The organism is Pseudoduganella rivuli, from assembly GCF_009674485.1.
In the GTDB taxonomy this organism is placed as follows: domain Bacteria; phylum Pseudomonadota; class Gammaproteobacteria; order Burkholderiales; family Burkholderiaceae_D; genus Rugamonas; species Rugamonas rivuli_B.
Map to the genome: position 1 here is coordinate 39531 of NZ_WKJJ01000028.1, position 23797 is coordinate 63327.

A 23797-nucleotide genomic window follows, 5' to 3' on the forward strand; every position below is an offset into this window, starting at 1 on the left:
CTGCTTTCTCAAATGTGCTCAAAAGTGAACACGGTTTGATTTCTGCCCTGAACCGTCTTGCAGACCGAATTCATCACTGACAGACGTCACTTTCCCGCCGTTCGCCGGCCCCATGCCGGCGCCCGTGCCCGGCGTCACCGCCGAACTCGCCACGGGTAGCGCAGTTTTGGCTTGCGCCACGGTTGCGAACCGTTCAACTTGTCTTGCATTCCATTGAGCTATCCGGTCTGGCAGCAAATTGATGGCCGCATTCAGGTCGCGGTCATGCTGCGCACCACATTGCGCACAGTTCCATGCGCGATCCTTCAAGGTAAGCGTGATGTTTTTCCAGCCGCAGCAGGAACACAACCGACTCGATGGATACCAGCGGCTGGCGATGACCAGCCGGGTGCCATAACGTTGCGCTTTGTAGGCAAGCTGGCGGGAAAATTCCGCCATACCGACGTCGACCATCGGCCGTGCCAGACATTCGTTCCTGAGCATGCCCGCCACGTTTAAGTCCTCGATGCCGATCGCTTGGTTTTCGCGACACAGCCTTGTGGTCAATTTGTGCGTAAAGTCGCGGCGCAGGCGGGCGATACGGGCGCACATCCGGGCCAGCCTGCGCGCCGATTTGACCTGGTTGCGGCCGCGCGGCATCCGCGTCGGTTCTTGCAAGGGGCCGATGAATTCCCGTTTGAACCGTTTGGCCGCCTCAACTTTGCGGCTGTGGCGGCGGCCACGTATCCGCAAACGCCGCAGCGCGCTGCCCAGCGGCATGGGCGCGTCGATTTTTTCTCCGTTCGACAACGACACCGCCGTTTTGATGCCCAAGTCAACGCCGATTTCGCCATCGGCCGTGCGCCGGCAGGTCGCCTGCCGCCCAGGGACATCGACTTGCACCGCAACATACCAGCGATCGGCGGTGCGTGACACCACCGCCCCCAGTATTTTGCCGTCGAAGCGCAGCGCCTCGGTCATGCCAACCCAGCCTAGCTTGGGCAGTCTGATCCTATGGCCTGCGACCTCGAACTTGTCATTGGCGACGTAAAAACTGTCCGAACATGCGCCTTTGCGCTTGGGTTGCGGCGGATAGGCCAGCGCAATGCCCTGCGCCTTGAGCCGCCGTCGTGCATGCCGGTCATCGGGGGCGCGGCGTTTGCCGGCTTTGACATCGTTGAAGAACCTCTCCCACGCCCGGCCCAAGTTGCGAAACGGTTGCGCATGAGCGTCGCGGTGCATTTCCTTCAGCCACGGGAATTGGATGTACTTGATGGCGTTGAACTGTTTTTTGAGCCTGAGGGCGTTCGGTTTGCCGCCCTTGGCATATTGTTTATTCCATTCATCGAGCGCCCAGTTCCAGACAAAGCGCACGGTACCACAGGCGCGCACGAAATAATCGGCTTGCGTGCCAGTCGGTTTCAGCTCAATCCGGTGCGCCAATTCCATCGCGGCCCTCCAGTTGCAACGCTGCGCTTCTCCTTGCCGTTGACGCTGCGTCTGTCACCACTATCCTCGATCACCTCAACGTTCGACCGGATTGGGGCGAGAAAGTTCCCGGCTTGACGCCGAAATATTTCAGCAATCGCGCCGCCGCGTACGATCTGCGATGGCCACCGAGCATGGCAAATGAAACTAACCGTCCTGCCCCCCCCTGTAACTCCGACCGTCACTCCTAAAGACCCATCCACCTTGCCTGTGCCTATAGCGCTTTTCGTAACGCGCTTGCACACTAAAAATCACGATGCATCAATCTAGAGTTTAGCTCCTTGACGACGAAAAGTAACAATTCAGCAAGGGTTTTGCCAAAGAAAACGGTGATTGAAATCGACGACCTACTTATTTCGCAAACGTCGGTTACAAAATAAATAAATATTTCGATAACATTACCAATTCGACTCGCGTTCCGGCGTCGACGAGATTTTGTGGATCGACAAATCCGCGCCCTGGAATTCCTGCTCCGGGTCCAGCCGCAACCCCACGGTCGCTTTCAGCACGCCATAGACGATGAAGCCGCCCACGCCGGCAATCGCCACGCCCGACACCGTTCCCACCAGTTGCGAAGCGAAGGCCACGCCGCCGATGCCGCCCAGTGCCTTCGCGCCAAAAATGCCGGCGGCAATCCCGCCCCACGCGCCGCACAGGCCATGCAGGGGCCACACGCCCAACACGTCGTCGATCTTCCACTTGTTTTGCGCCAGCGTGAACATCCAGACGAAAATCGCGCCCGCGATGCCCCCGGTGACCAGCGCGCCCAGCGGGTGCATCAAATCCGAACCCGCACACACCGCCACCAGTCCCGCCAGCGGGCCATTGTGCACGAACCCCGGGTCGTTGCGGCCCATGAACACCGCCACCAGGGTGCCGCCCACCATGGCCATCAGCGAATTGACCGCCACCAGGCCGCTCATTTTTTCCATCGACTGCGCGCTCATGACGTTAAAGCCGAACCAGCCGACGATCAGGATCCACGCGCCCAGCGCCAGGAAAGGAATCGACGACGGCGGGTGCGCGGAAATCGCGCCGTTTTTCATGTAGCGGCCACGGCGCGCGCCCAGCAGCAGCACGGCCGGCAGCGCGATCCAACCGCCCATCGCGTGCACCACGACGGAACCGGCGAAGTCATGGAATTCGGCGCCGAATGCGGACAGCAGCCAGGCCTGGAAACCGAAGCGCTGGTTCCACACCATGCCCTCAAAGAAGGGATAGACCAGCCCCACCAGCACAAACGTGGCGGCGGTTTGCGGATGGAAGCGGGCCCGCTCCGCAATGCCGCCGGAAATGATCGCGGGAATGGCCGCCGCGAACGTCAGCAGGAAAAAGAATTTCACCAGCTCGACGCCATTTTTTGCCGCCAGCACGTCGGCGCCCGCAAAGAAATTGACGCCATAGGCGATGCTGTAGCCGACAAAGAAATACGCGATGGTCGAGACGCAAAAGTCCACCAGGATCTTCACCAGCGCATTGACCTGGTTTTTCTTGCGCACCGTGCCCAGCTCAAGGAAAGCAAACCCCGCGTGCATCGCCAAAATCATGATGGCGCCCAGCAGGATGAACAACGCATCCGCGCCATAATTAGTACCAGCCATTCAAACCACTCCCCAAAATAATGCAAAATTGAACTAGGAGTGTGCATTCAAGCAATTTTCGTACCAAATTGGTGCGATTTGCTAAGTGCATGATTCGACTGAATTTGTTGAAATACACTATCTTGGTGCGTCAAGTGGCTTGCACCAATAATGGGCATCATTTGAGCGCCATGATGGTGCGCGGCACGGCAGCCTTGCGCACCACATCAATGCATCAGATCGGCGCGCCCGGCGGGATGGGCGGCAGCGGACGCAACGTCACGCTGCGCGGGTCTTGCAGGTACGCCTTGACCAGCGTGGCCGCCTCCTTGCGGCTGGCGGCCGTCACGCCCTTGCCGGGATTACGGCCCAGCCAGGATGCCAGGTCGGCCAGCGCCGTCCGCACTTCCGCCGCCACGCCCGCGTGCAATTTGCCGCCATTGAGCGTCTGCAAGACCGTATCGAGCACCACCCAGTTGGCCGCCAGTTGCACGGTTTCACCGCCCGCCAGTGTCGCCGGAATCGCGTCGCGGCGCCACGTACGCTGCAACAACAAGTCCAGCACTTCGGCCACGCCCGGCTGCTTCGCGTCGCGCGCGTGTTGCCATGCGAGGCGGTTCAGCCGTCCCGCATCGAGCAGGAATGACGCCGACTGCGCCGCACCCGCCTCCGCCGCCGACAAGGCATCGAACACGCCGCCCATGCGCGTCTCGAAATATTCGCGGTTGCGCTCATAGCCCTGCGACGGCGGCGTCAGCACATCCAGCACGTGGGCCGGCAGCGCCAGGTATTCCGCCTGCAACGTGGACGCCAGCTTATTCAATGCTTCGCGCTGCGTGGCGGCAGATACCGGCCGCACACCGCCGCGCGCGGCGCCGGCACGGATATCGCCCACTGCGGCATATTCGAATTCGCCGCCGGCCACCAGCCGCGCCAGCCCTTCCGCCTGGTAGCGTTGCAGCAGGTAGACCGGCACCAGCCGCGCTTCGATTTCACCGGCTTGCCGCCCGTCCGGCAACACATTGAAACTGAACTGATCCAGCGCACGCTTGCGCACGGCCGACAGGCTGTCCCAGGTTTTCAGGATGTCCGGGCCGAAATCCCATAGCAAGCCATGCGGATGGGCGGCGCCGGGCGAGCGCGCATCCGTGTCGCCCACGTAAGTCAGCCCCGCCGCCTGCGCTTCGCGCCGCAATTGCGCCAGCGCGGCCTGCTCGTCGCCCGCGAACTGGCCGTACACGTGCTTGACGATGTAGTCGTCCCACGGCCCCACACCCACGCCATAGGCATCGGCCAGGTCGACTTCGCCCTGCGCATTCAGTTTCAATACCGGATGCGGATAATCCATGACCGAACCATTGCCTTGGCGGCTGGCGGCAAAGTTGTGGGCAAAGCCCAGCGTATGCCCCACTTCGTGCGCCGACAACTGGCGCAGGCGCGCCAGCGCCATCTGCTCCGCCAGCTTTTCCCTGCCGCCGGATTTTCCATAAGGCGCCAGCAGGCTTTCAGCAATCAGGATGTCCTGCCGCACACGCTGCGAACCCAATGTCACGGCGCCACGGATGATCTCGCCCGTCAGCGGGTTGGCCAGCGCATTGCCATAGGACCAGCCCCGCGTGGCGCGGTGTGTCCACGTGATGATGTTGTAGCGCACATCCATCGGGTCCGCTCCTTCCGGCAGCAGTTCCACGCGGTACGCATCCTTGAAGCCAGCCTTTTCAAATGCGCTGCCCCACCAGCGCGCACCTTCCAGCAACGCCGTGCGCACCGGTTCCGGCGCGCCCCGGTCGACGTAATACACGATCGGTTTCTTCACCGGGCTGAGCGCCGCGCCGGGATCGGTCTTTTCCAGCCGGTGCCGCACTTGCCAGCGCACGTCCAGGCTGGACGCCAGCGGCGTGGCGAAATCGACGTACCCGGTATCGAAGCCGCCCGATTGCGGATGATAGGTGCGCGGACGGTACCCGTCGTCCGGCAGCCGCACCATGCTGATGTGCTGGCGCATGGTCAGGCTGGCCGGATCGGCCGCCACCTGTTTCACCCATTCGCCCTGCCCCGGACCCTGGAACGTCAGCAGCGCTTCCAGCTCGATATTGTCGGGGAAGGCCCGGGCGTCGGCCGCCAGCACGGCGCTGCGTTTCGCATCCACCGCATAGCCGCCCTGTTTGGTCTCCGCCAGCCGCGCCGCCACGCCATGCTGGTCGGCCAGCAGGAACGTGGAAAAGTCCACCAGGTGCCGCCCGCCATCGGTGGCGAGGATGTCGCCCGCCCACAGCACCGCGCCGGCAAACGATTCCGCCACGGCGGCCCGTTCATCGTGGTCCTTCGAACCGGCAATGAAACGGGTATTGTCCTGCACCAGGAACAGGCGGTTGCCATGCTTCTGGAACCGCACCAGCTTGACTTCGCCGGACTGGCGCCGGTCCAGGCCCACGTCGTTGGAACCCAGCGCATACGGCAAGGAACTCATCAGGAGAAACGGCTGGTCCAGCGCGGACACCCCCAGCAGCACGCGGCCTTGCGCGGTATCGCGCCACAGGTCGATAAAGCCGGGCTGCGATGCCAGGCCCTGGGTTTGTTCCTGCAAGGTTTTAGCGGGGGCCGCCGACGTGGCGGAAAAAGCGGAATTGGCGGGGATGGCCGTCAACAGCAGCGTGGCCAGCAGATAAGAAGCGGAGCGGGTCGGGGTCATATCGGGTCGAACCTGGGTCGAGCTGGGATCAATGAGTGCCCGGCGCGGGGACCTGCGCCATGCGGAGACTGCCCGCGCAGCATGGATCCCCGCGCACGGCGGGGATGACGGGGCGGCGCCTGGGTCCGCCCCGGGTTACAACTTACTGCGCGCCGCCGGTGGTGGCGGCAGCGCCCTGCACGTTCATGTTCAGCGCTTTCGACAGGAAGCCCCAGCGGTCCGTCACTTCATCGATCTGCTTGGACGTGGGCTTGCCCGCGCCGTGGCCGGCCTTGGTATCGATGCGGATCAGGATCGGATTCGCGCTGCCCTGCGCCGCTTGCGCGGCGGCGGCGAACTTGAAGCTGTGCGCCGGCACCACGCGGTCGTCGTGGTCGGCCGTCACCACCATCGTGGCCGGATAGCACGAACCCGGCTTCAGGTTGTGCAGCGGCGAATACTTGTACAGCGCCTGGAATTCATCCGGGTTGTCGGACGAACCGTAATCCGACGTCCATGCCCAGCCGATCGTGAATTTCTGGAAGCGCAGCATGTCGAGCACGCCCACGGCGGGAATCGCCGCCGCGAACAGGTCGGGGCGCTGCGTCATGGTCGCGCCCACCAGCAGGCCGCCATTGCTGCCGCCGCCGATCGACAGCTTGGCGGGCGACGACACTTTATTCGCCACCAGCCATTCCGCCGCGCCGATGAAGTCATCGAACACGTTCTGTTTTTGCAGCTTGGTGCCGGCCTTGTGCCATGCTTCGCCATATTCGCCGCCGCCGCGCAGGTTGGCCATCGCGTACACGCCGCCCATTTCCACCCACGCCAGGTTCGCCACCGAGAACGATGGCGTCAGCGGGATGTTGAAGCCGCCATAGCCGTACAGGTAAGTCGGATTCGAGCCATCGAGTTTGATACCCTTCTTCGAGACGATGAACATCGGCACCCTGGTGCCATCCTTGCTGGTGTAGAACACCTGGCGCGTTTCGAATTGCGACGGGTCGAAATCCACCTTAGGCTGGCGGTACACGGTGCTCTTGCCCGACTTCATGTCGTAGCGGTAAATCGTGGTCGGGTTGGTGAAACTGGTGTACGAATAGAAGGTTTCCTTGTCGCCGCGCTTGCCGTTGAAGCCACCGGCCGAACCGATGCCAGGCAATTCCACGTCGCGCACGAACTTGCCCTTCAAGTCGAACACCTTGACGGCGCTGTGCGCATCGCTCAGGTAATCGACCACCAGCTGGTTGTTGATGATGTTGGCCGACACCAGCGTTTGCTGCGCTTCCGGCACGATTTCTTTCCACTGCGACGGCTCCGGATGGCGCACGTCGACCGCGATGATGCGCGAACGCGGTGCATTCTTGTCGGTGCGGAAGTAGAACACGGGACCATCGTTGTCAATGAAGTCGTAGGCCGCATCGAACGCTTCCATCAGGCCCGTGACTTTGCCATCTTTCTGTTTCAAGTCCTTGTAGAAGATGCGCGCCTTGCGCTCCGTGCCTTGCGACGACGAGATGATCAGGTAGCGGCCATCGTCCGTGACTTCGCCGGCAAAGCCCCATTCCTTCTGGTCGGGACGGTCATACACCAGCGTATCCGCGCTTTGCGGCGTGCCCAGTTTATGGAAGTACAGCTTCTGGAAATAGTTGACGCCGGCCAGCTTGGTCTTTTCGTCCGGTTCGTCGTAGCGGCTGTAGTAGAAGCCGGAACCGTCGTGGGCCCAGGCCGTGCTGGAGAACTTCACCCACTTGATGTGGTCTTCCGTATCCTTGCCGCTGTCGATGTGGCGCACGCGGATTTCATTCCAGTCCGAACCGGAAGCGGCCGTGCTGTACGCCAGGTATTTGCCGTTCGGGCTGACTGCGGTGCCGGCCAGCGCCACCGTGCCATCGGCCGCCAGCGTGTTCGGGTCCAGCAGCACGCGCGGCGTATCGGACAGCGATTTCATCGTGTACAGCACGGACTGGTTTTGCAGGCCGTCGTTACGGCTGTAGAAGTAGCGGCCGCCTTCCTTGTACGTCACGCTGTAGCGCTCGTAATTCCACAGCTTGGTCAGGCGCTGCTTGATCGCGTCGCGGTTCGGGATTTGCGCCAGGTACGCCTGCGTCACCTTGTTTTGCGCGTCCACCCACTCCTTGGTCTCCGCGCTGTTGGCGTCTTCCAGCCAGCGGTACGGGTCCGCCACGGCGGTGCCGTGATAATTGTCCTGCTGGTCGACTTTCTTCGTGACGGGGTAGCTGACGGCGGGGCCGGTGGCCGGGCAGGTTTGCGCAAAGGCGGAACCGCCGAAGGCCGCAGCCAGGGCCAGGATCAGGGAGGCGCGTTTCAATTGCATAACGGGTTGGTCTCGTGGTCGTGTATTTTTGAGGGAAATGCCGGGAAAGTGACGGGATCGCCGCACTGTGTATGATGATATCCGTAACTGTGGCAAATAAGTTACGATCTCAACGGCGGTAGAGCGAGGATTATTTGGCGACCGACGCCACGGATGCGCCCGGCGCGGCCGCGGCCTCGCCCAATCCTTCCGGCGCCTGCCATTGCGTGACCCACTTTGCGAGGTCGCCACCCGGGATCGGCCGGCTCATGAAATACCCCTGCGCCTGGTCGCATCCCATCAGCACCAGCAGCCGCCATACGGCTTCGCTCTCGATGCCTTCGGCCACCACGCGCAAACCCATGTTGTGACCCAGGTCGATGGTGGAGCGGACGATCTTGGCGTCGCCCGTGTCGTGTTCCATGTTCAGCACGAACGATTTATCGATCTTCAATTCGTTGACCGGCAAGCGCTTCAGGTAAGCCAGCGACGAATAGCCGGTGCCGAAATCGTCGATCGACAAATCCATGCCCATCAGGTGCAGCCGTTCCAGCGTTTGCTGCGCGCGCACCGGGTCGTCCATGATGGCGCTTTCCGTGATTTCCAGGCAAAACGCCGATGGCGCCAATTGGTGGCGGGCCAGCAGGTCGGCGAACTTGGCCGGCAAGTCCTGGTCCATCAAGTCGCGGGTGGACAGGTTCACCGATATTTTCAGGTCGATACCCTGGCTGGCCAGTTGCTGCGACAGCATGGCCGACTGTTCCATCATCCACCGCGTCAGCACGCGGATAAAGCCGGTCTGCTCGGCGAATGGAATGAACTGGTCAGGGAACACGTTGCCCCGCTCCGGGTGCACCCAGCGCACCAGCGCTTCGGCGCCCACCGCCTTGCCGGTGGCCAGCGATATCTTGGGCTGCACGAACAGCCGGAATTCATTACGTTCGATGGCGTTGCGCAATTCCGTCAACAGCGACAGGCTTTGCGCGCTGGACTGGTCGAACGCGGCGTCGTACACCACGGCGCCTTCGGTGCGCTGCTTGGCCGTGTACATCGCGACCTCGGCCAGGCTCATCAGCAGTTCCGGGTCGTCGCCGTGCAGCGGATAGCCGGCGATGCCCATGCCGGCGCCGATATCGACCATCTGGTCGTCCAGCGACAGCGGCGTTTCCAGCGATTCCAGCAACGCGCGCGCCACCATTTGCGCCAGGTCCAGGCTGCAATCCGGCAGCAACACGGCAAACTCGTCGCCGCCCAGCCGCGCCACCTGCGCCGACGTGTTGCGGCGGTTCGCCAGCGTCAGTTGCAGGCGCCCGGCCACCTGGCGCAGCAACGCATCGCCGAAGCTGTGGCCCATGACGTCGTTGACGTGCTTGAAGCGGTCCAGGTCCATCATCAGCACGAATACCGACGATTCGTGCTTGCGCGCCTCGGCGATCGAATCCTGCAGGTGCAGCACGAATTGCGCGCGGTTCGGCAAATTGGTCAGCGTATCCCAGTAAGCGAGGCGGCGGATTTCCTGTTCGCGCCGCGCGATCCCGTCGCGCATGCTGTCGAACGCATGGGCCAGCGTACCGATTTCATCTTCGCGCACGAATTCGATCTGGCCCTTGTAATCGCCCTTTTCCAGCCGCCTGGCCACCGTCACCAGTTCCCGGATCGGCTGCGCAATGCGCTTGGCCGTCACCACGCTGACAGCGGCCGAAACAATGATCCCCGCCACCGTCAGCCCAAGCAGCCAGCGTTCCAGCCGCGCATATTCGGAAATCGCTTCATCGAACGAACGCGCCAGCACGACGGACACACCCTGCCCCGCGTCCTCACCCAGCTCCAGGCGACGGGCGCTGTAGCGGTCATGTTCCAGCTGCGCTTCGAAGGCGCCGTCCGCGGCCGGCCTGGCGGCCTCCATATGCTGCACCAGCGCCGTCGCCAGCGGGAGCGGCAACGTGGATGCCACCGGCAACCATGCGCCCTTGCCGTCATGCGTGACGATCGACGTCTGCAAGGCGCTGATATTGCGCATTTCCGCCACCACCTGGTTATCGATGGGGAACGTCATGACAATCCAGCCGATCACGATGGGCGCCTTGACCGGCATGACCACCACCTGGTACGGATAGCGGTTGACGATGCCGATGCCGTTGGCGCCATCCGACGCTTCGGCCTGGTCCAGCATGCCCAGCACGAGTTTCTTCAGGCCTGCCGCATGCACATCGCTGGTGGTGGCGCTGATCTCGCGCTCGGCGCTGACCAGCATCGATGCGGATGCCTTGATGCGCCGGCCGTGGTTGGCCAGCGCCGATTCAATGGTGGCGCGGTCCGATTCATCGTTATTGCCGATGGCGGCGACAAAAGCCGTGTCGCGTGCCAGCAGCCGGGCGCCGAACCGCAGGTTCTGGGCATTCTGCTCCATCAAACGGCGGAACACCTTACCGCCGTTGGTGAGTTCCTGCGCGATCGACGCGCGCGCATTCGATTCGATGCCGCCCTGGATTACCAGCAGTCCCACCACCTGCACCACCACGATCAGCAGCATGAACAGCGTCAGGATGCGGCTTTCCAGACTGCGGAAGTGCAGGCGTGCGCGCATGGCGGTTCCTACAGCGCCGGTTCCGCCGACGGCGGTTTCATGGACAGTTTAAAGGTGGCGCTGGACAGCGCATCGCCCGCCTTGACCGCAAGCGGCTGTTCCTGCGGCTGGCCGCCGGCCATGTTGTAGTGCCATGCTTTCAATACGTATCTGCCGCCCGCCGGCACGTCGATGCGCACCACGCCGGCGCCATCGGTCTTGCCATAGTATGGCGTCTCGACCACGCGCACGTAGGCGACCATTTTGTCGTGGATGTTACAGCCCAGGACCACGACCCCGGGTTTTTCAAAATACTGGGGCGACGCGCTGGTGCCCGAGTACAGTTTCTGGTCGAACTTGTGCGCGGGCGAAAACGAATAGATATGGTGGCGCACCCGGTCATTATTGGGAAACTCGATCTTGCTGCCGACCTGCACCACGGTGACCAGCGGCAGGAACTTCAAGCCCTTTTGCTCGATTTCCGCGCCTTTCAGCGGTTTCGGCAGCGCGGCGCCCGCCTCCGCTTCGACATACACCACGGTATCCTGCAGCGGGTTGCCGGCCTGGTCCGACACTTGCACCGCCACCCCGGATGCCTGGCTAGCGGCGGCCCATGCTGCCAGTAGCGTGAAGACGGCGGGGTGTCGGAATCGGAACATGGACATGCGTGACCAGGACAAGAATGGGGACGTTCTATTGTAGCCGCAGAGCACCAGTTTTGCCCCGCATTTGCCCTTGTTTGTTTCCCAGATTCATCATCCTGTCACATTCGCACCCTAATATGGAAAGCCTGTCAATTCAATAGTTGCAATATAGTGAACAATGTGGCCTACCTGCGCCGCCCGGCACCGCCGGCCCTTCCTCCTGAAGCCGATCCCATGCTGCGCGCCCAGTTACTCGATATCATCGAACGCCGCCAGCTGACGGCGCTGTTCCAACCGATTGCCCATTTACAGGGCGGCGCCATCATGGCCTACGAAGGCTTGATCCGGGGCCCGTCCGACAGCCCGCTGCACTCGCCGCTGAACCTGTTCAAGGCAGCCCGCGCCTGCAACCTGGCGCTGGAAGTCGAACACCTGTGCCGCCGCGTGGTGCTGGAACGGTTCGCGGAACTGAACCTGCCGGGCAAATTGTTCCTCAATGTCAGCCCGGAATGCCTGTTACTGCAGCGCGACGATGCACGCGGCGAAACGCTGCAATACATCGAAAGCATCGGCATCAATCCCGAGCGCGTCATCATCGAGCTCACGGAAAACCAGCCCACCTATAACTATGATCTGATGCGGGAAGCGGTGCTGCACTACCGCAACCTCGGTTTCCAGATCGCGATCGACGACCTGGGTGAAGGCTTTTCCAGCCTGCGGCTGTGGTCCGAACTGCGTCCCGAGTACGTGAAAATCGACATGCACTTCATCCAGGGCATCAACCAGGATCCCGTGAAGCTGCAGTTCGTCCGCTCGATCCAGGAAATCGCCGACAAGTCGGACACGCTGGTGATTGCCGAAGGCATTGAAGCGCAGGCGGAATTGCTGGTGCTGCGCGACCTGGGCGTCGTCTATGGCCAGGGCTACCACCTGGGACGGCCGCACGCAACGCCGGCGCGGGCGTTGCCGGCCGAAGTGGCGAAAGCATTGTCGCGCAATGGCGTGGCGGTCTATCCGCAGCGGAGTACGGAGCACCACAACGTGACGATTGAAAAGCTGCTGACGGAAGTGGCGGCCATCCCCTCCAGCATGAACAACAACGAGGTGTACGACCTGTTCATGCAAGACCCGAAGCTGATGATCATTCCCGTGGTGGATGACGGTGTGCCGCTCGGCCTGATCACGCGCTTTGCCATGATCGACCACTTTGCCCGCCCGTACCAGCGCGAATTGTATGGCCGTAAGTCATGCCGCCAGTTCATGGACGGCAAACCGCTGATCGCCGACAAGGACACGAGTTTGCAGGAACTGTCGTGCCGCATGGCCGAATCCGATGCGCACCACCTGTTCAACGGCTTCATCATCACGGACCAGGGCCGCTATGCCGGCATGGGCACGGGCCACGACCTGATGCGCGAAATCACGCAAATGCAGATCAACGCGGCCCGCTATGCAAACCCGCTGACGCAATTGCCGGGCAATGTGCCCATCAACGAACACATCGACCGCCTGCTGGAAAGCGGCACGCGCTTCTGGGTCTGCTATTGCGACCTCGATCACTTCAAGCCGTTCAACGACGTCTATGGCTACCGCCGCGGCGACGACGTGATCCAGATGACGGGCCGCATCCTGTCCGCCCACTGCGACCCGGACCGCGATTTCGTCGGCCACATCGGCGGCGACGATTTCATGATCCTGTTCCAGAGCGAAGACTGGGAAAGCCGCTGCCGCGGCATCCTGGCCGATTTCGCCCACTGCGTGCTGGATTTTTACAGCCTGGAAGACCGCGAACGGGGCGGCTACATCAGCGAAGACCGGCAGGGCAAGAAAGTGTTTTATTCGCTGATGAGTTTATCGCTGGGCTCGATCCGGGTCGAGCCGCTGCAGTATTATTCGCACCACCAGATCGCGGCGCTGGCGTCCGATGCGAAGAAGCAGGCGAAGAAAATCCACGGCAACAGCTTGTTCGTGGACCGGCGGACCGCCTGAACGGCGTCCCGGCAGGGCGGCTTTTACAAAGCCGCCAGCATGCGTGATCAATGCGCGGACCTTGGCGGATGCAGCGGCCTGGGTCCCGCCGCATAGACGCCCACGGCAATCCCCGTCAGGCACCAGACGATCAGCGCGCCGGACGGCAAGTCATACAACGTCGACAGCACCAGCCCGGACGCATAGCCGCCCGCGCCGATCAGGTACGCCAGCAGCAACTGGCGTTTGGCATAGTGGCGTACCGCCAGCGCCGGCACGATCAGGCTGGTGAACACCAGGTACACGCCCACCAGTTGCACCGACGCCGTCACGGCCAGCGCGAACAGCAGGTAAAACGGCAGGCGCCCCAGCTGGCCGTGCAGGAAATACAGCGCCAGCCCAATCACGCCCGTGACAATGGCCGGTAACACCAGCTGGCTGTAGCGCACCCACAGGATTTGCCCCGCCAGTAAGTCCTGCAAATGTTCGCCGCCATGGGGATCGTGCGCCACCAGCAGCAAGCCGGCGGTGGCGGCCAGGATGAACAGCACGCCGATCTGCGCTTCCTGCACGTCCGGCCACTGTTTTTCCGTCCACGTCAGCAACAGCGCGCCCAGCACCGCGGCGCAGGCGGCCGCGCCCTGCACTGCCCATCCCTGCGGATCGAGATCGCCCACGCCGGCAATGATGACACCCAGCGCGGCAATCTGTGCAATGGCAAGGTCAATGAAGACAATGCCCCGCTTCAGCACTTGTGAGCCGAGCGGGACGTGGGTCAGCAACACCAGCAAGCCGGCGGCCAGGGCCGGCGCAATGATGGTCAGGTCGAGGCCGCCGTCCATTACTTGTTCGCCTCCAGCAGCTTTTGCACGGTGCTGTCGAAGAACGAGAACAAGTCTTTGCTCTTGTCGTCGCCGCCGACAGTGAATGGCAAGGTCACGGCGGGGATTTTCGCGTGTTCGGACAGCCATTGCGATGCGCGGGCATCCTGGTAGCCGGCGCGCACCACCATTTTTGCCGGCTGCTTTTGCAGTTGCGCCAGCAAGCCGTTCAAGTGCGCGGCCGACGGTTCCACGCCGGGCTTGGGTTCCAGCGTCCCGACCTGGCGCATGCCCAGCCACGCCATCAGGTACTCCATGTTTTTATGGTGCTCCACCAGCGCCACGCCTTTCAGGGGCGCGGCCTGCTGTTCCCACCTGGCCGTTGCGGCGGTCCAGCGCGCGGCGAAGTCCTTGTAGCGGCCATCGTAATACGCGGCGTTGGCGGCGTCGAGTTCACCCAGCCGCCTGGCCAGCGCCGTCGCCACCAGGCCGATATTTTTCGGATTCTGCTGGATGTGCGGATTGCCGGCCGCATGCACGTCGCCTTCCGCGCGGTCCAGTTTCGTCGGCACGTCGAGGCGCGGCACCAGCGGGCCCGCCAGGAATTGGCCAGGCTGGCCGTCGGCGATCTTGCTGTTGCCCGATTGCTGGATCAGCACCGGCAGCCAGCCCACTTCCAGTTCCAGGCCGGTGCACACCAGCAAATTAGCATTGCGCGTGCGGGCAATCAGGCTGGGGCGCGCTTCCACGCGGTGCGGGTCCTGCAGCGCCGTGGTGGCCGACGATACCTTGACTTTATCGCCGCCCAGTTCCTTGACCAGCGCTTCCCATTCCGGTTCACAGGCCAGCACGTTCAGCGCGGCGCTGGCGGGGGCCGCCCACAACGTGGCGGCGGCGATCAGGGCGGAGCAAATTGGTGTAGACAGTTTCATGACGGGACTCCTCAGAAAGCGTGGGCCGCGTGCGTACCGAGGCTCATGATGTATTGCAGGATGACCTGGTTGTCGGTGGCGCCAGGACGGGATTTGTCTTGTGCGAATTGCAGGCGCAGGCGCGAGAATTCGGAGGGACTGTAATCGAACATGATGCTGGTCTTGCGCGGCGAGTACGGTTGCAGGATGGCGAAGCTGTCGGCCGCCAGCGTGCCGTCGTCGACCAGCGCGATGTGGCGCGCGCCCGGATTCAGGCGGTCGTAGCGCAAGCCCGCGCGCCAGTTTGGCATGAACTGATAGACGCCTTGCAGATACCAGCCGGATTGCTTGCCCGTATAGGCGCTGCTGTAGACGCGGCCCAGCGGACCATCGGCCGGCGCCGTGTCGTAGTCCAGCGTGCCGTCATCCTTGCTGCGGAAATACTCGCCCTGCAATTTGAAATTCGTGATGGACGAATTGCCGTTCGGCGCCCACTTATAAATCGCATCGGCGATGAAGGTTGTGCTCTTGCCGCTGAAGGCATGGGCCAGGCCATCCTCTTCCCAGCCGCGCTGTTCCGCGTGGGTGCGCAGCAGCGACAAGCCGGCGCGGTAGCTGGACGAGGCGCCGATATCGTCACCCACGCGGGCAAACGCCGCCACGGAATTGGCGCCATTACGGTTGCGGGCCGTGCCCGGGAAGTTGGCGCCGTTGCCCAGTTCCACGCCCAATTCGACGAACTGGTCCAGCGGCGCCAGCCATTTGGCCTGCACGCCGTCGGACTTGAATTGGCCGCCGAGGAACACCTGGTACGCCAGCGGCGCATCGGCAAAGTCCCACGTGTGGCTGTGCTGGCTGTTCAGGTAACCGATGGCCGACAGGAAGCGCCCGGCCTTGACGTTGAAGCCACCGCCCAGGTCACGGGTCTGGATGAACGCTTCTTCCACTTCCGCTTCGTTTTCCGGCGTCAGCGCGAAGGTCAGCTGGCCGGCAAACATCGGGTCGATATTGGCGCGCAGCGTGATTTCCGATTCGCCCAGGCTGAAGCCTTTCGCACCGGGACCGGTTTCACCGCCCGGCGGCAGCATGCCTTGCACCTTGTATTGTTCCGGGTCCTGCTTCAGGCGCTGGAACGAGCCGCCGAGGATGGCGGAAATGTCCGGGTTGAACGCATTACTGGATGCCTGCACCGGTGCCGCCGGTGCGCCCTGCGCCGGCGCCGGCGCAGAGTTTTGCGCCTGCGCCGCGCTGGCGTTGCTGTCGGCCTGCTGCGCCGTCGCCACGGCGGCTTTCGCCTCACTTTGAGCGGCCGTGGCCTGGGCTTGCGCCTGGGCCAGCCGCTGCTCCAGCGCGGCCAGGCGCGCCTCGTACGCTTCCTTCATCTGGCGGATCTGTTCGCGGATTTCCGCCAGTTCCTTGGTTTCTTTGGCCTGCGCCATGGGCGCAACAAATGCAGCGGCCAGCGCCGCAACGATGACACTTTTCTTCAACATCTTGAATCCTGTTTTTGTATAGGTATAGGCGAGCCGGCGCGTGTGCGGAACAAAGCGCAGCGGCCCGGATGGCAATACGGAATCAGGCGATGGAAGGAGGAGCGCGGGACTGGAAGACGCAGACGGTGCGCTGGCACGCGACAGGCGTGTCAGTGACCAGGACCAGGGGCGCCGCGTGTTCGACGACCGGGAAGGTGTAAGACGGGGTATCGAGCGCGTGGGCGATTTGCGCGAAGGCCAGGCACTGGTCGCAATTCTGGTCCAGCGCCAGGTTTTTCGACGCGCCGAAGTTTTGTCCGGCGGCGTCGCGTTCAACTACCTGTTGCCGGCTCTGGCTGACATCCGACAAGTGCGATATCGCGTGCGTGATCCCCAGCTGCTGGGACAGTACCAGCAGCAGCGACAGCAAGGCATAAGCGATATGGCGTTTCAGTATCACAGCACGAAGCTTGTATAGATGAATGGGCGTATTGTAATCAGTCCGTCAATTTTTCCAAGCATTTTTTAACGGAGTGCGTATCGTACTGTAACAAACCCGCTACCAGGTAACGCGCTAGGCCGCTGCCTTGCTGAGGAACGCATGGACTTTGGCCGCCGCCAGCTTGTTCACCGACATCAGCAATTCCGGCGCCACTTCCGCGTAGCCATAACGGCGCCCCAGGTGTTGCGCGATGTGCAGCAGCACTTGCGCCGCCACTTCCGCATCGGCTTCGGCCCGGTGGGCCGTGCCTTTGAAGCGGATGCCCAGGCTGCCGGACAAGGTGCCCAGCTTGTAGCTGCCCAGTTCGGGGAACACGCGGCGCGCCAGTTTCAGCGAACACACCGGTCCCAGGTGGCGTGCGGCAAGGCCGCAACGGGCGCTTTCCGCGTGCAGGAATTTTTCATCGAAGCTGGCGTTGTGGGCCGACAGCGTATCGCCGCCGATAAACTCCACCAATTGCGGCACCACTTCGCTGGCCGGCGGCGCACTGTCCACCATCTGCTGCGTGATGCCTGTCAGGCCGGTAATGAACGCAGGAATGCGCACGCCGCAATTGACCAGCGACACGTAGCGGTCCGTGATGCGGCCGTCTTCGATGCGCAGCGCCGCCACTTCCGTGATGCGGTCACCATTGTCCGGCGACAGGCCGGTGGTCTCGAAGTCCAGCATGACAATCGGTTTGCTGTAGACGGCCATCATGCGCCCCCGAATTTGCGCACGGCGTCCAGCGCCAGGCCGGCGCCGATGCTGCCGAACAGATCGCCTTCGACGCGGCGCGCGGATGGCACTACGGCGGCAATGCGTTCGCGCAGCGATTGCACGCCGGACGAACCGCCGGTGAAGAACACGGTGTCAACCGCATCGGCGGCCACGCCCGCGTCGCGCAGCATCGCTTGCACGGTTTGCTCGACGGAGCCCACCAGGTGGCCGATGGCGCTATTGAAACCGTCGCGCGTCAGGTCGACGTGCACGGGCGGAATCAGGCGGTCCAGGTGCAGTTGCACGTCGGCCGCACCGGACAGTGCGATCTTGCCCTCTTCCACCTGCATGGCCAGCCAGTGGCCGGCGCGTTCCTCGATCAGGTTTTGCAGGCGGCCCAGTTTTTCCGGTTCGCGCGCATCGCGCAGCAATTCCACCAGTTGCGCATGCATTTTCTTGGTGTACGCCTGGTTGATGGTGTGCCACGTGGCCAGGTTGAAGTAATAGCTGGACGGCACTTCGGCGCCGCCATTCAATTGCGTGCCCAGGCCCAGCAGCGGCATCACGCTGGACAGGCTCAGGTATTTATCGAAATCCGTGCCGCCGATGTGCACACCACCCGTGGCGAGGATGTCGTCACGCCGGTCGGATTTGGCAATCCGCTCCGGCGCCAGCCGTACCAGCGAAAAGTCCGACGTGCCGCCGCCGATGTCGGCGATCAGCACCAGTTCTTCGCGGCCGATCTGCGATTCATAGTCGAAGGCCGCGGCAATCGGTTCGTACTGGAACGCGATGTCCTTGAAGCCGACGGCGCGCGCCACGTCGGCCAGCGTCTGCTCGGCCAGTTTGTCGTTGTCCGCGTTGTCATCGATGAAATACACGGGGCGGCCAAACACGGCGGACGTCAGCGGCCGCCCTGCTTCGCGCTCGGCCCGGCGTTTCAGTTCGCCGATGAATTGCTGCAGCAATACGCGGAATGGCAGCGCGCGGCCCGCCACTTCGGTCTGGCCATCGATCAGCGACGTGCCCAGCAAGCTCTTCATGGACCGCATCAGGCGGCCTTCATAACCGGCCAGGTACTCCGTCAGCGCGGCTCTGCCATAGCTGGTAGTATCGTCATCGGCATTGAAAAACACGACGGAAGGCAGCGTCACTTTGCCGTCTTCCAGTGTCAGCATGGTGGGATGGCCTGGACGCACCCAGCCTACTGTGGAATTGGACGTGCCGAAATCAACGCCGCATGCTGTGGCCATGCCTACCTCCGATAAAAGGGGCGGAATTATAACAGAATTGACCGGAAATAACGCCACTTGCCGGTTAGTAGTTTCCACGCGTCAATTAGCTACAATTTTAGTTCATTTACGTGCAAACTATTGCCTTTGAGTAAGAGCGTAAGCTATCCTCGAGGACAACTATATACATGCTTGCTGGCATGGCCCTACAAAGACGATGAGAACAAAGCAATCCGCGCCTGCGTTGAGTCTTGCAGAGCATAAAGCAGCAATCCAGAAAGAAAACCGCCGGGTCACGTCGTACGACGTGGCGCTGGTCGCGGGCGTGTCGCAATCGGCCGTATCCCGCTGTTTCAAGCCGGGCGCCAGCGTCTCGAAGGCCACCTATGCGCGCGTCATGAAAGCCGCCGCCGCGCTGGATTACATTCCGAATGCCGCCGCCCGCAGCCTGATTACCCGCCGCACCAACATGGTCGCGGTCATCATTTCCAACCTGGCCAACCTGGCCTATCCGGAAGCCCTGTCTGAACTGAGCCAGCACATCGGCCGGCGCGGCAAGCGCGTGCTGCTGTTCACGTTGCAGCGCGAAACCGATATCGGCGCCGTGCTGAACGACGTGTGGCAATACCAGGTCGACGGCGTGATCGCCGCCGCCACGCTGACCGATGAACAGGTCGCGGAATTCGAACGCCGCCGCATGCCCTTGGTCGTGTTCAACCGCGGCTTGCGCGGCCAGGCCGTCAACACCGTCGCGTGCGACCACTACGAAGCGGGCCACATGCTGGTGGCCAAGCTGGCCACGGCCGGCCACCGCATCATCGCCATCATCGACGGTCCGGAAGACAACATTGTCGGCAGCGAACGCCGGCGCGGCGCGGCCGACAAGCTGGCGGAACTGGGTTTGCCGCCGCCCGTCATCGTGCGCGGCCACTTTGATTACGCCAGCGGCGCGCGCGGCTTGCGCGACATTATTTCCCGCCTGGGCCACGTGCCGGACGCCGTGATTTGCGGCAGCGACGTGATGGCGATCGGCTGCCTCGATTACGCCCGCCACGAACTGGGATTATCGGTGCCGGCGCAACTGTCGGTGGCGGGTTTCGACGCCGTCGAGCCGTCGAACTGGCTCAGCTACAACCTCACCACGTTGCGCCAGCCGATCCAGAAAATGGCGTCGGCAGCGGCGGAATTGCTGCACAACCTGATCGAGCTGGGTGAAGGCGAAGTGGAAAAGCGGATGTTTGCGTCGCAGTTCATCGAGGGCGCCACGGCGCGGCTGACGACGCTGCCGAGCGTGTCGCTGGCTGCCTGAGCGCCGGCACAGCCTGCAGGATTCCCGTCCGGCGCCGCAGATGGTCACTCATGTCCGTTCCTCGTCACGTACTGGGCATGGAGCTTCTGGTGGGCGCTGTTCAAGTCCACTACGTTCAACTGTCCGTTCTTGCCGCAACGGATGACGTTCTCGTTCACCACCGCCTGTTGGACGCCTGCCTTTTCTCCCATCGCTGCCGTCGCGTCAAAGAAAACAAAGAAGGCTTTACCTCTATACGCGGCGAAGTCGAAACCCTCCCATACGTAAGTCTCTTTGCTCGCGGGATAATTCGTCTCGAGCACGCAAAACGCCACTTCGTCACTGTCAAGCTGGGTGAGTTTTTTCCGCAGCAGATCTTGTACCGTCTGAGGCGAAGCGTCTGACGGGGTGCGGTCGAAATACTCGATGCCGCCTTGCACACCACTCCACTTAAGGACGGTCTTCTCCATGAGCAGCAGTGCCGCGAATCCTGCCGGCTTGTGCGTCGCCACGATCACCTTGATTTTCATACGCTTTCCTCCCTGGCGCCATGTACAGGATATCGAGGATAGTTCCGGCGACATACAAATGGCAAATTAAATAAGCTTGCCGTGTTTCCAACAAACGACTCAACAATTCATCGGACCGCGTCCAGCGCGCGCTGCCTGGCCTTGCTCAGCTGCGACCGGGCTTTTTCATACGACCACTGCACCAGCTCGCGCAAATAATCCTCCTGGAATTGCGCCACGCGCACCACCGTCACCCAGTGATACCGCCCCATGTAGCGGGCCGGCTTCACACCCGGCATGCCGGTCAGCTCCAGGAAACGGTCCGGCGTGGCGCGGAAGCTGAAGCGCCACCGTTCCGGTTCGCTGGTCTTGAAATAGGCAAAGGTCTTGTCGCCGACCTTGTAGGTCAGGATATTGCTTGGCGCTCCGTGCAGGGTTTCCACCGCACCGGGAAATGCACGTAGCCAGGTTTTCAGCGCTTCGGTATTCATTGGGGACCGGACAGAAAAAAGGCGCCGGTCAAGGCGCCTTGGGATACGGGACGACGGCAATCAGCCCACCGCCACCCGCTTGGCAATGTGCGCCAGCGACTCTTCCACCTGGTCCACCAGCACCAGGCACAGATCGCCCGGCTGCAAGCGGTCCAGCGCCGTGTCGATGGCGATGAACTCGCCATTGATTTCGTCGATGTGGGTGGTGCGCGCGGCGCCGTTCAAGCCTTCGCGCAGCAGGCGCACGACTTCGCCGTCTTCACGGCCGCGCTGGCACGCGTCCTGGTACAGCACCACGTCGTCGAACGCGCGGCCGAGGATTTCCGTCTGCTGGCGGATGTCTTCGTCGCGGCGGTCGCCCGCGCCGGAAATCACCACCGAGCGGCGCTTGCCCGGCAGCGCATCGACCGCCTGCACCAGCGCCAGCATGGCGTCCGGGTTGTGGCCGTAATCGGCGATCACGGTCGCGCCCCGGAAGTCGAACATGTTGAAACGGCCCGGCGCATTGGCCGAGTCGTTGTCGAAGGTCGCCAGGCCCGCGCGGATCGACGCCCAGTCGATCCCGGCGCCCCAGGCTGCCGCCACCGACGCCATCACGTTTTCCACCTGGAAGCCGATCGCACCGTTTTTTGTGATCGGCACGTCACGCAACGCGATGCGCTCTTCGCGCTTGCCTTCCACCGCCACCAGGCAGCCATCGTCGACGTACACGGTGCGGCGGCCCTGTGCGATATGGGTGGCGATCACCGGGTGTTCGCGGTCGGCGCCGAAGAACGTCACCTTGCCGCGGCAGGTTGCCGCCATGCCGGCCACGATCGGATCGATCGCGTTCAGTACCGCGACGCCATTCTTGTCGACGTTTTGCACGATCACGCGCTTCAGCACGGCCAGGTCTTCCACCGTGGTGATGTAGTTCAGGCCCAGGTGGTCGCCCGCGCCGATATTGGTCACCACCGCCACCTTGCAGCGGTCGAACGCCAGGCCTTCACGCAGGATGCCGCCGCGCGCCGTTTCGAACACGGCCGCGTCGACGTCCGGGTGCTGCAGCACGTTGCGCGCGCTGCGCGGGCCGGAACAGTCGCCGCTGTCGGTGCGGCGGCCATTGATGTAGACGCCGTCGGTATTAGTCATGCCCACGCGCAGGCCGGACGCCGCCATCAGGTGCGCCGTCAGGCGGACCGTCGTGGTCTTGCCGTTGGTGCCGGTCACCGCCACCACCGGGATGCGGCCATCGTCGCCCTCGGGGAACATGGCGGAAATGATGGCTTCGCCGACCGGACGGCCCTTGCCGTACGACGGCGTCAGGTGCATGCGCAGGCCGGGCGCCGCGTTGACTTCCACCACGCCGCCACCCTGCGCTTCGATCGGTTGCAGCACGCTGTCGCACACCACGTCCACGCCGCAGATATCGAGGCCGATCATTTGCGCCGCTTCCACCGCGCGCGCCGCCACTTCCGGATGCACGTCATCGGTCACGTCGGTGGCGGAACCGCCGGTCGACAGGTTGGCGTTGTTGCGCAGGATGACGCGCTGGCCGTGCGGCGGCACCGAGTCCGCGTTCAAGCCTTGCAGCGACAGGCGCTCCAGCGCGATGTCATCGAAACGGATTTTCGTCAGCGACGTGGCGTGGCCGGAACCGCGGCGCGGATCGGCATTGACGGTTTCCACCAGTTGGCGCACCGAATGCACACCATCGCCCACGACATGGGGCGGATCGCGGCGCGCAGCGGCGATCAGCTTGTTGCCGATCACCAGCAGGCGGAAATCGTGGCCCGGCAGGAAGCGTTCGACCAGGATGTCGTCACGGAATTCGCGGGCAGCCGCGAACGCCTTGTCGATCTGCTCGCGCGTCGTGACGTTGACCGTCACGCCCTTGCCCTGGTTGCCATCCTTCGGCTTGACCACAACAGGCACATCCGGCGCGCCGATTTCGCACGCGGCTTGCCACGCGTCGTCCGCGCTTTCCACGGAGCGGCCATGCGGCACCGGCACGCCGGCGGCGTCCAGCAATTTCTTCGTCAATTCCTTGTCTTGCGCGATGGTTTCGGCGATCGCGCCGGTGGAATCCATCTCGGCGGCCTGGATGCGGCGCTGGCGCGAGCCCCAGCCGAACATCACCATGCTGCCCTTGGTCATGCGCTTGAACGGGATGTTGCGCACGACGGCGGCGTGCACGATGGCGCCCGTGCTCGGACCCAGGCGCTCATCTTCGTCCAGGTCGCGCAGGCGGTGCAGCGCGTCGGCCAGGTCGAACGGCGTGTCGTCCAGCGCGGATTTGATCAGCTGTTCGGCCAGTTCCACCGCCAGGCGGCCCACTTCTTCCTCGGTGTATTCCACCACCATCTGGTAGATACCCTTTTCCAGCGTCTGCGTGGTGCGGCTGAAGGTGACAGGGCAGCCCGCTTCGGCTTGCAGCGCCAGCGCCGTCATTTCCAGCACGTGCGCCATCGGCACGGCATCATTGTGGCCGATCGGTTGCAACGCGGCGATACCGGCGAAACGCGCACGCAGGCGGACTTCGAAGCCCGGCAGCAAATCGATGTTCTCTTCTTCCGTCGAGCAGGAGACGATGGCTTCGATTGCCGTATGGTGACTCCAAAGATTAGGACCGCGCAGCGCGCGGATGCGAATAACTTCCATTACCTTGTCCTGTGTGGGG

General features: G+C 62.9%; 17 protein-coding genes. 2 read left to right on the top strand and 15 right to left on the bottom strand.

Features of this window, described 5'->3' with window-relative positions; genetic code table 11:
* Nucleotides 1–18 precede the first annotated feature (18 nt).
* From GJ700_RS31065 to GJ700_RS31090, 6 genes are all read right to left on the bottom strand, one after another.
* Nucleotides 19–1428, bottom strand: a complete 1410-nt coding sequence (locus GJ700_RS31065; RefSeq protein ID WP_154381394.1) for an RNA-guided endonuclease InsQ/TnpB family protein — start codon at nucleotides 1426–1428, stop codon at nucleotides 19–21.
* 437 nt (nucleotides 1429–1865) lie between these two features.
* Entirely contained in the window at nucleotides 1866–3068 is a 1203-nt protein-coding gene (locus GJ700_RS31070; protein WP_154381396.1) for an ammonium transporter, read from the bottom strand.
* 214 nt (nucleotides 3069–3282) lie between these two features.
* Nucleotides 3283–5739: a zinc-dependent metalloprotease gene (locus GJ700_RS31075; protein ID WP_154381398.1), complete on the bottom strand. Its 2457-nt coding sequence runs from the start codon at nucleotides 5737–5739 to the stop codon at nucleotides 3283–3285.
* A 142-nt stretch (nucleotides 5740–5881) separates the two neighbouring features.
* Nucleotides 5882–8056: a prolyl oligopeptidase family serine peptidase gene (locus GJ700_RS31080; protein ID WP_154381400.1), complete on the bottom strand. Its 2175-nt coding sequence runs from the start codon at nucleotides 8054–8056 to the stop codon at nucleotides 5882–5884.
* A 130-nt stretch (nucleotides 8057–8186) separates the two neighbouring features.
* Nucleotides 8187–10622: a bifunctional diguanylate cyclase/phosphodiesterase gene (locus GJ700_RS31085; protein WP_154381402.1), complete on the bottom strand. Its 2436-nt coding sequence runs from the start codon at nucleotides 10620–10622 to the stop codon at nucleotides 8187–8189.
* An 8-nt stretch (nucleotides 10623–10630) separates the two neighbouring features.
* Complete coding sequence (locus GJ700_RS31090) at nucleotides 10631–11260, bottom strand: methylamine utilization protein (RefSeq protein ID WP_154381404.1); 630 nt, start codon at nucleotides 11258–11260, stop codon at nucleotides 10631–10633.
* A 219-nt stretch (nucleotides 11261–11479) separates the two neighbouring features.
* Here GJ700_RS31090 and GJ700_RS31095 point away from each other — a divergent pair, with 219 nt between their 5' ends.
* Nucleotides 11480–13234, top strand: coding sequence for a GGDEF domain-containing protein (locus GJ700_RS31095; RefSeq protein WP_154381478.1), 1755 nt, complete (start codon nucleotides 11480–11482; stop codon nucleotides 13232–13234).
* Between the two features lie 47 nt (nucleotides 13235–13281).
* Here the strand turns inward: GJ700_RS31095 and GJ700_RS31100 are convergent, their stop codons facing one another.
* The 6 genes from GJ700_RS31100 to GJ700_RS31125 all read right to left on the bottom strand — a co-directional run bounded on the left by GJ700_RS31100 (nucleotide 13282) and on the right by GJ700_RS31125 (nucleotide 18871).
* Nucleotides 13282–14055 carry a metal ABC transporter permease gene (locus GJ700_RS31100; RefSeq protein WP_154381405.1) on the bottom strand — a complete coding sequence of 258 codons (774 nt, stop codon included), beginning with the start codon at nucleotides 14053–14055 and terminating at the stop codon, nucleotides 13282–13284.
* Nucleotides 14055–14966 carry a metal ABC transporter substrate-binding protein gene (locus tag GJ700_RS31105; RefSeq protein ID WP_154381407.1) on the bottom strand — a complete coding sequence of 304 codons (912 nt, stop codon included), beginning with the start codon at nucleotides 14964–14966 and terminating at the stop codon, nucleotides 14055–14057. The genes GJ700_RS31100 and GJ700_RS31105 overlap by 1 nt, the downstream gene beginning before the upstream one ends.
* An 11-nt stretch (nucleotides 14967–14977) precedes the next feature.
* A complete protein-coding gene (locus tag GJ700_RS31110) occupies nucleotides 14978–16438 on the bottom strand; it encodes a porin family protein (RefSeq protein WP_154381409.1) in 1461 nt (486 codons plus the stop codon).
* Nucleotides 16439–16520: 82 nt separating this feature from the next.
* On the bottom strand, nucleotides 16521–16877 hold the full coding sequence (locus GJ700_RS31115) for a hypothetical protein (RefSeq protein ID WP_154381411.1): 357 nt from the start codon (nucleotides 16875–16877) through the stop codon (nucleotides 16521–16523).
* Between the two features lie 114 nt (nucleotides 16878–16991).
* The gene (locus tag GJ700_RS31120) at nucleotides 16992–17615 is read right to left on the bottom strand and encodes a 3'-5' exonuclease (protein ID WP_154381480.1); all 624 of its coding nucleotides are present in this window, start codon (nucleotides 17613–17615) and stop codon (nucleotides 16992–16994) included.
* On the bottom strand, nucleotides 17615–18871 hold the full coding sequence (locus GJ700_RS31125; RefSeq protein WP_154381413.1) for an Hsp70 family protein: 1257 nt from the start codon (nucleotides 18869–18871) through the stop codon (nucleotides 17615–17617). Before GJ700_RS31125 ends, GJ700_RS31120 begins: the two co-directional genes overlap by 1 nt.
* Nucleotides 18872–19067: 196 nt before the next feature.
* On the opposite strand from GJ700_RS31125, the gene GJ700_RS31130 reads away from it, so the two are divergent.
* Nucleotides 19068–20159, top strand: a complete 1092-nt coding sequence (locus GJ700_RS31130) for a LacI family DNA-binding transcriptional regulator (protein ID WP_154381415.1) — start codon at nucleotides 19068–19070, stop codon at nucleotides 20157–20159.
* Between the two features lie 44 nt (nucleotides 20160–20203).
* Here GJ700_RS31130 and GJ700_RS31135 read toward each other — a convergent pair whose 3' ends face one another.
* The 3 genes from GJ700_RS31135 to cphA form a co-directional block, all read right to left on the bottom strand.
* Entirely contained in the window at nucleotides 20204–20668 is a 465-nt protein-coding gene (locus tag GJ700_RS31135) for a hypothetical protein (RefSeq protein WP_154381417.1), read from the bottom strand.
* A gap of 107 nt (nucleotides 20669–20775) precedes the next feature.
* Complete coding sequence (locus GJ700_RS31140) at nucleotides 20776–21138, bottom strand: MmcQ/YjbR family DNA-binding protein (protein ID WP_154381419.1); 363 nt, start codon at nucleotides 21136–21138, stop codon at nucleotides 20776–20778.
* A gap of 60 nt (nucleotides 21139–21198) precedes the next feature.
* A complete protein-coding gene (gene cphA / locus GJ700_RS31145) occupies nucleotides 21199–23778 on the bottom strand; it encodes a cyanophycin synthetase (protein ID WP_154381421.1) in 2580 nt (859 codons plus the stop codon).
* Nucleotides 23779–23797: the final 19 nt, after the last annotated feature.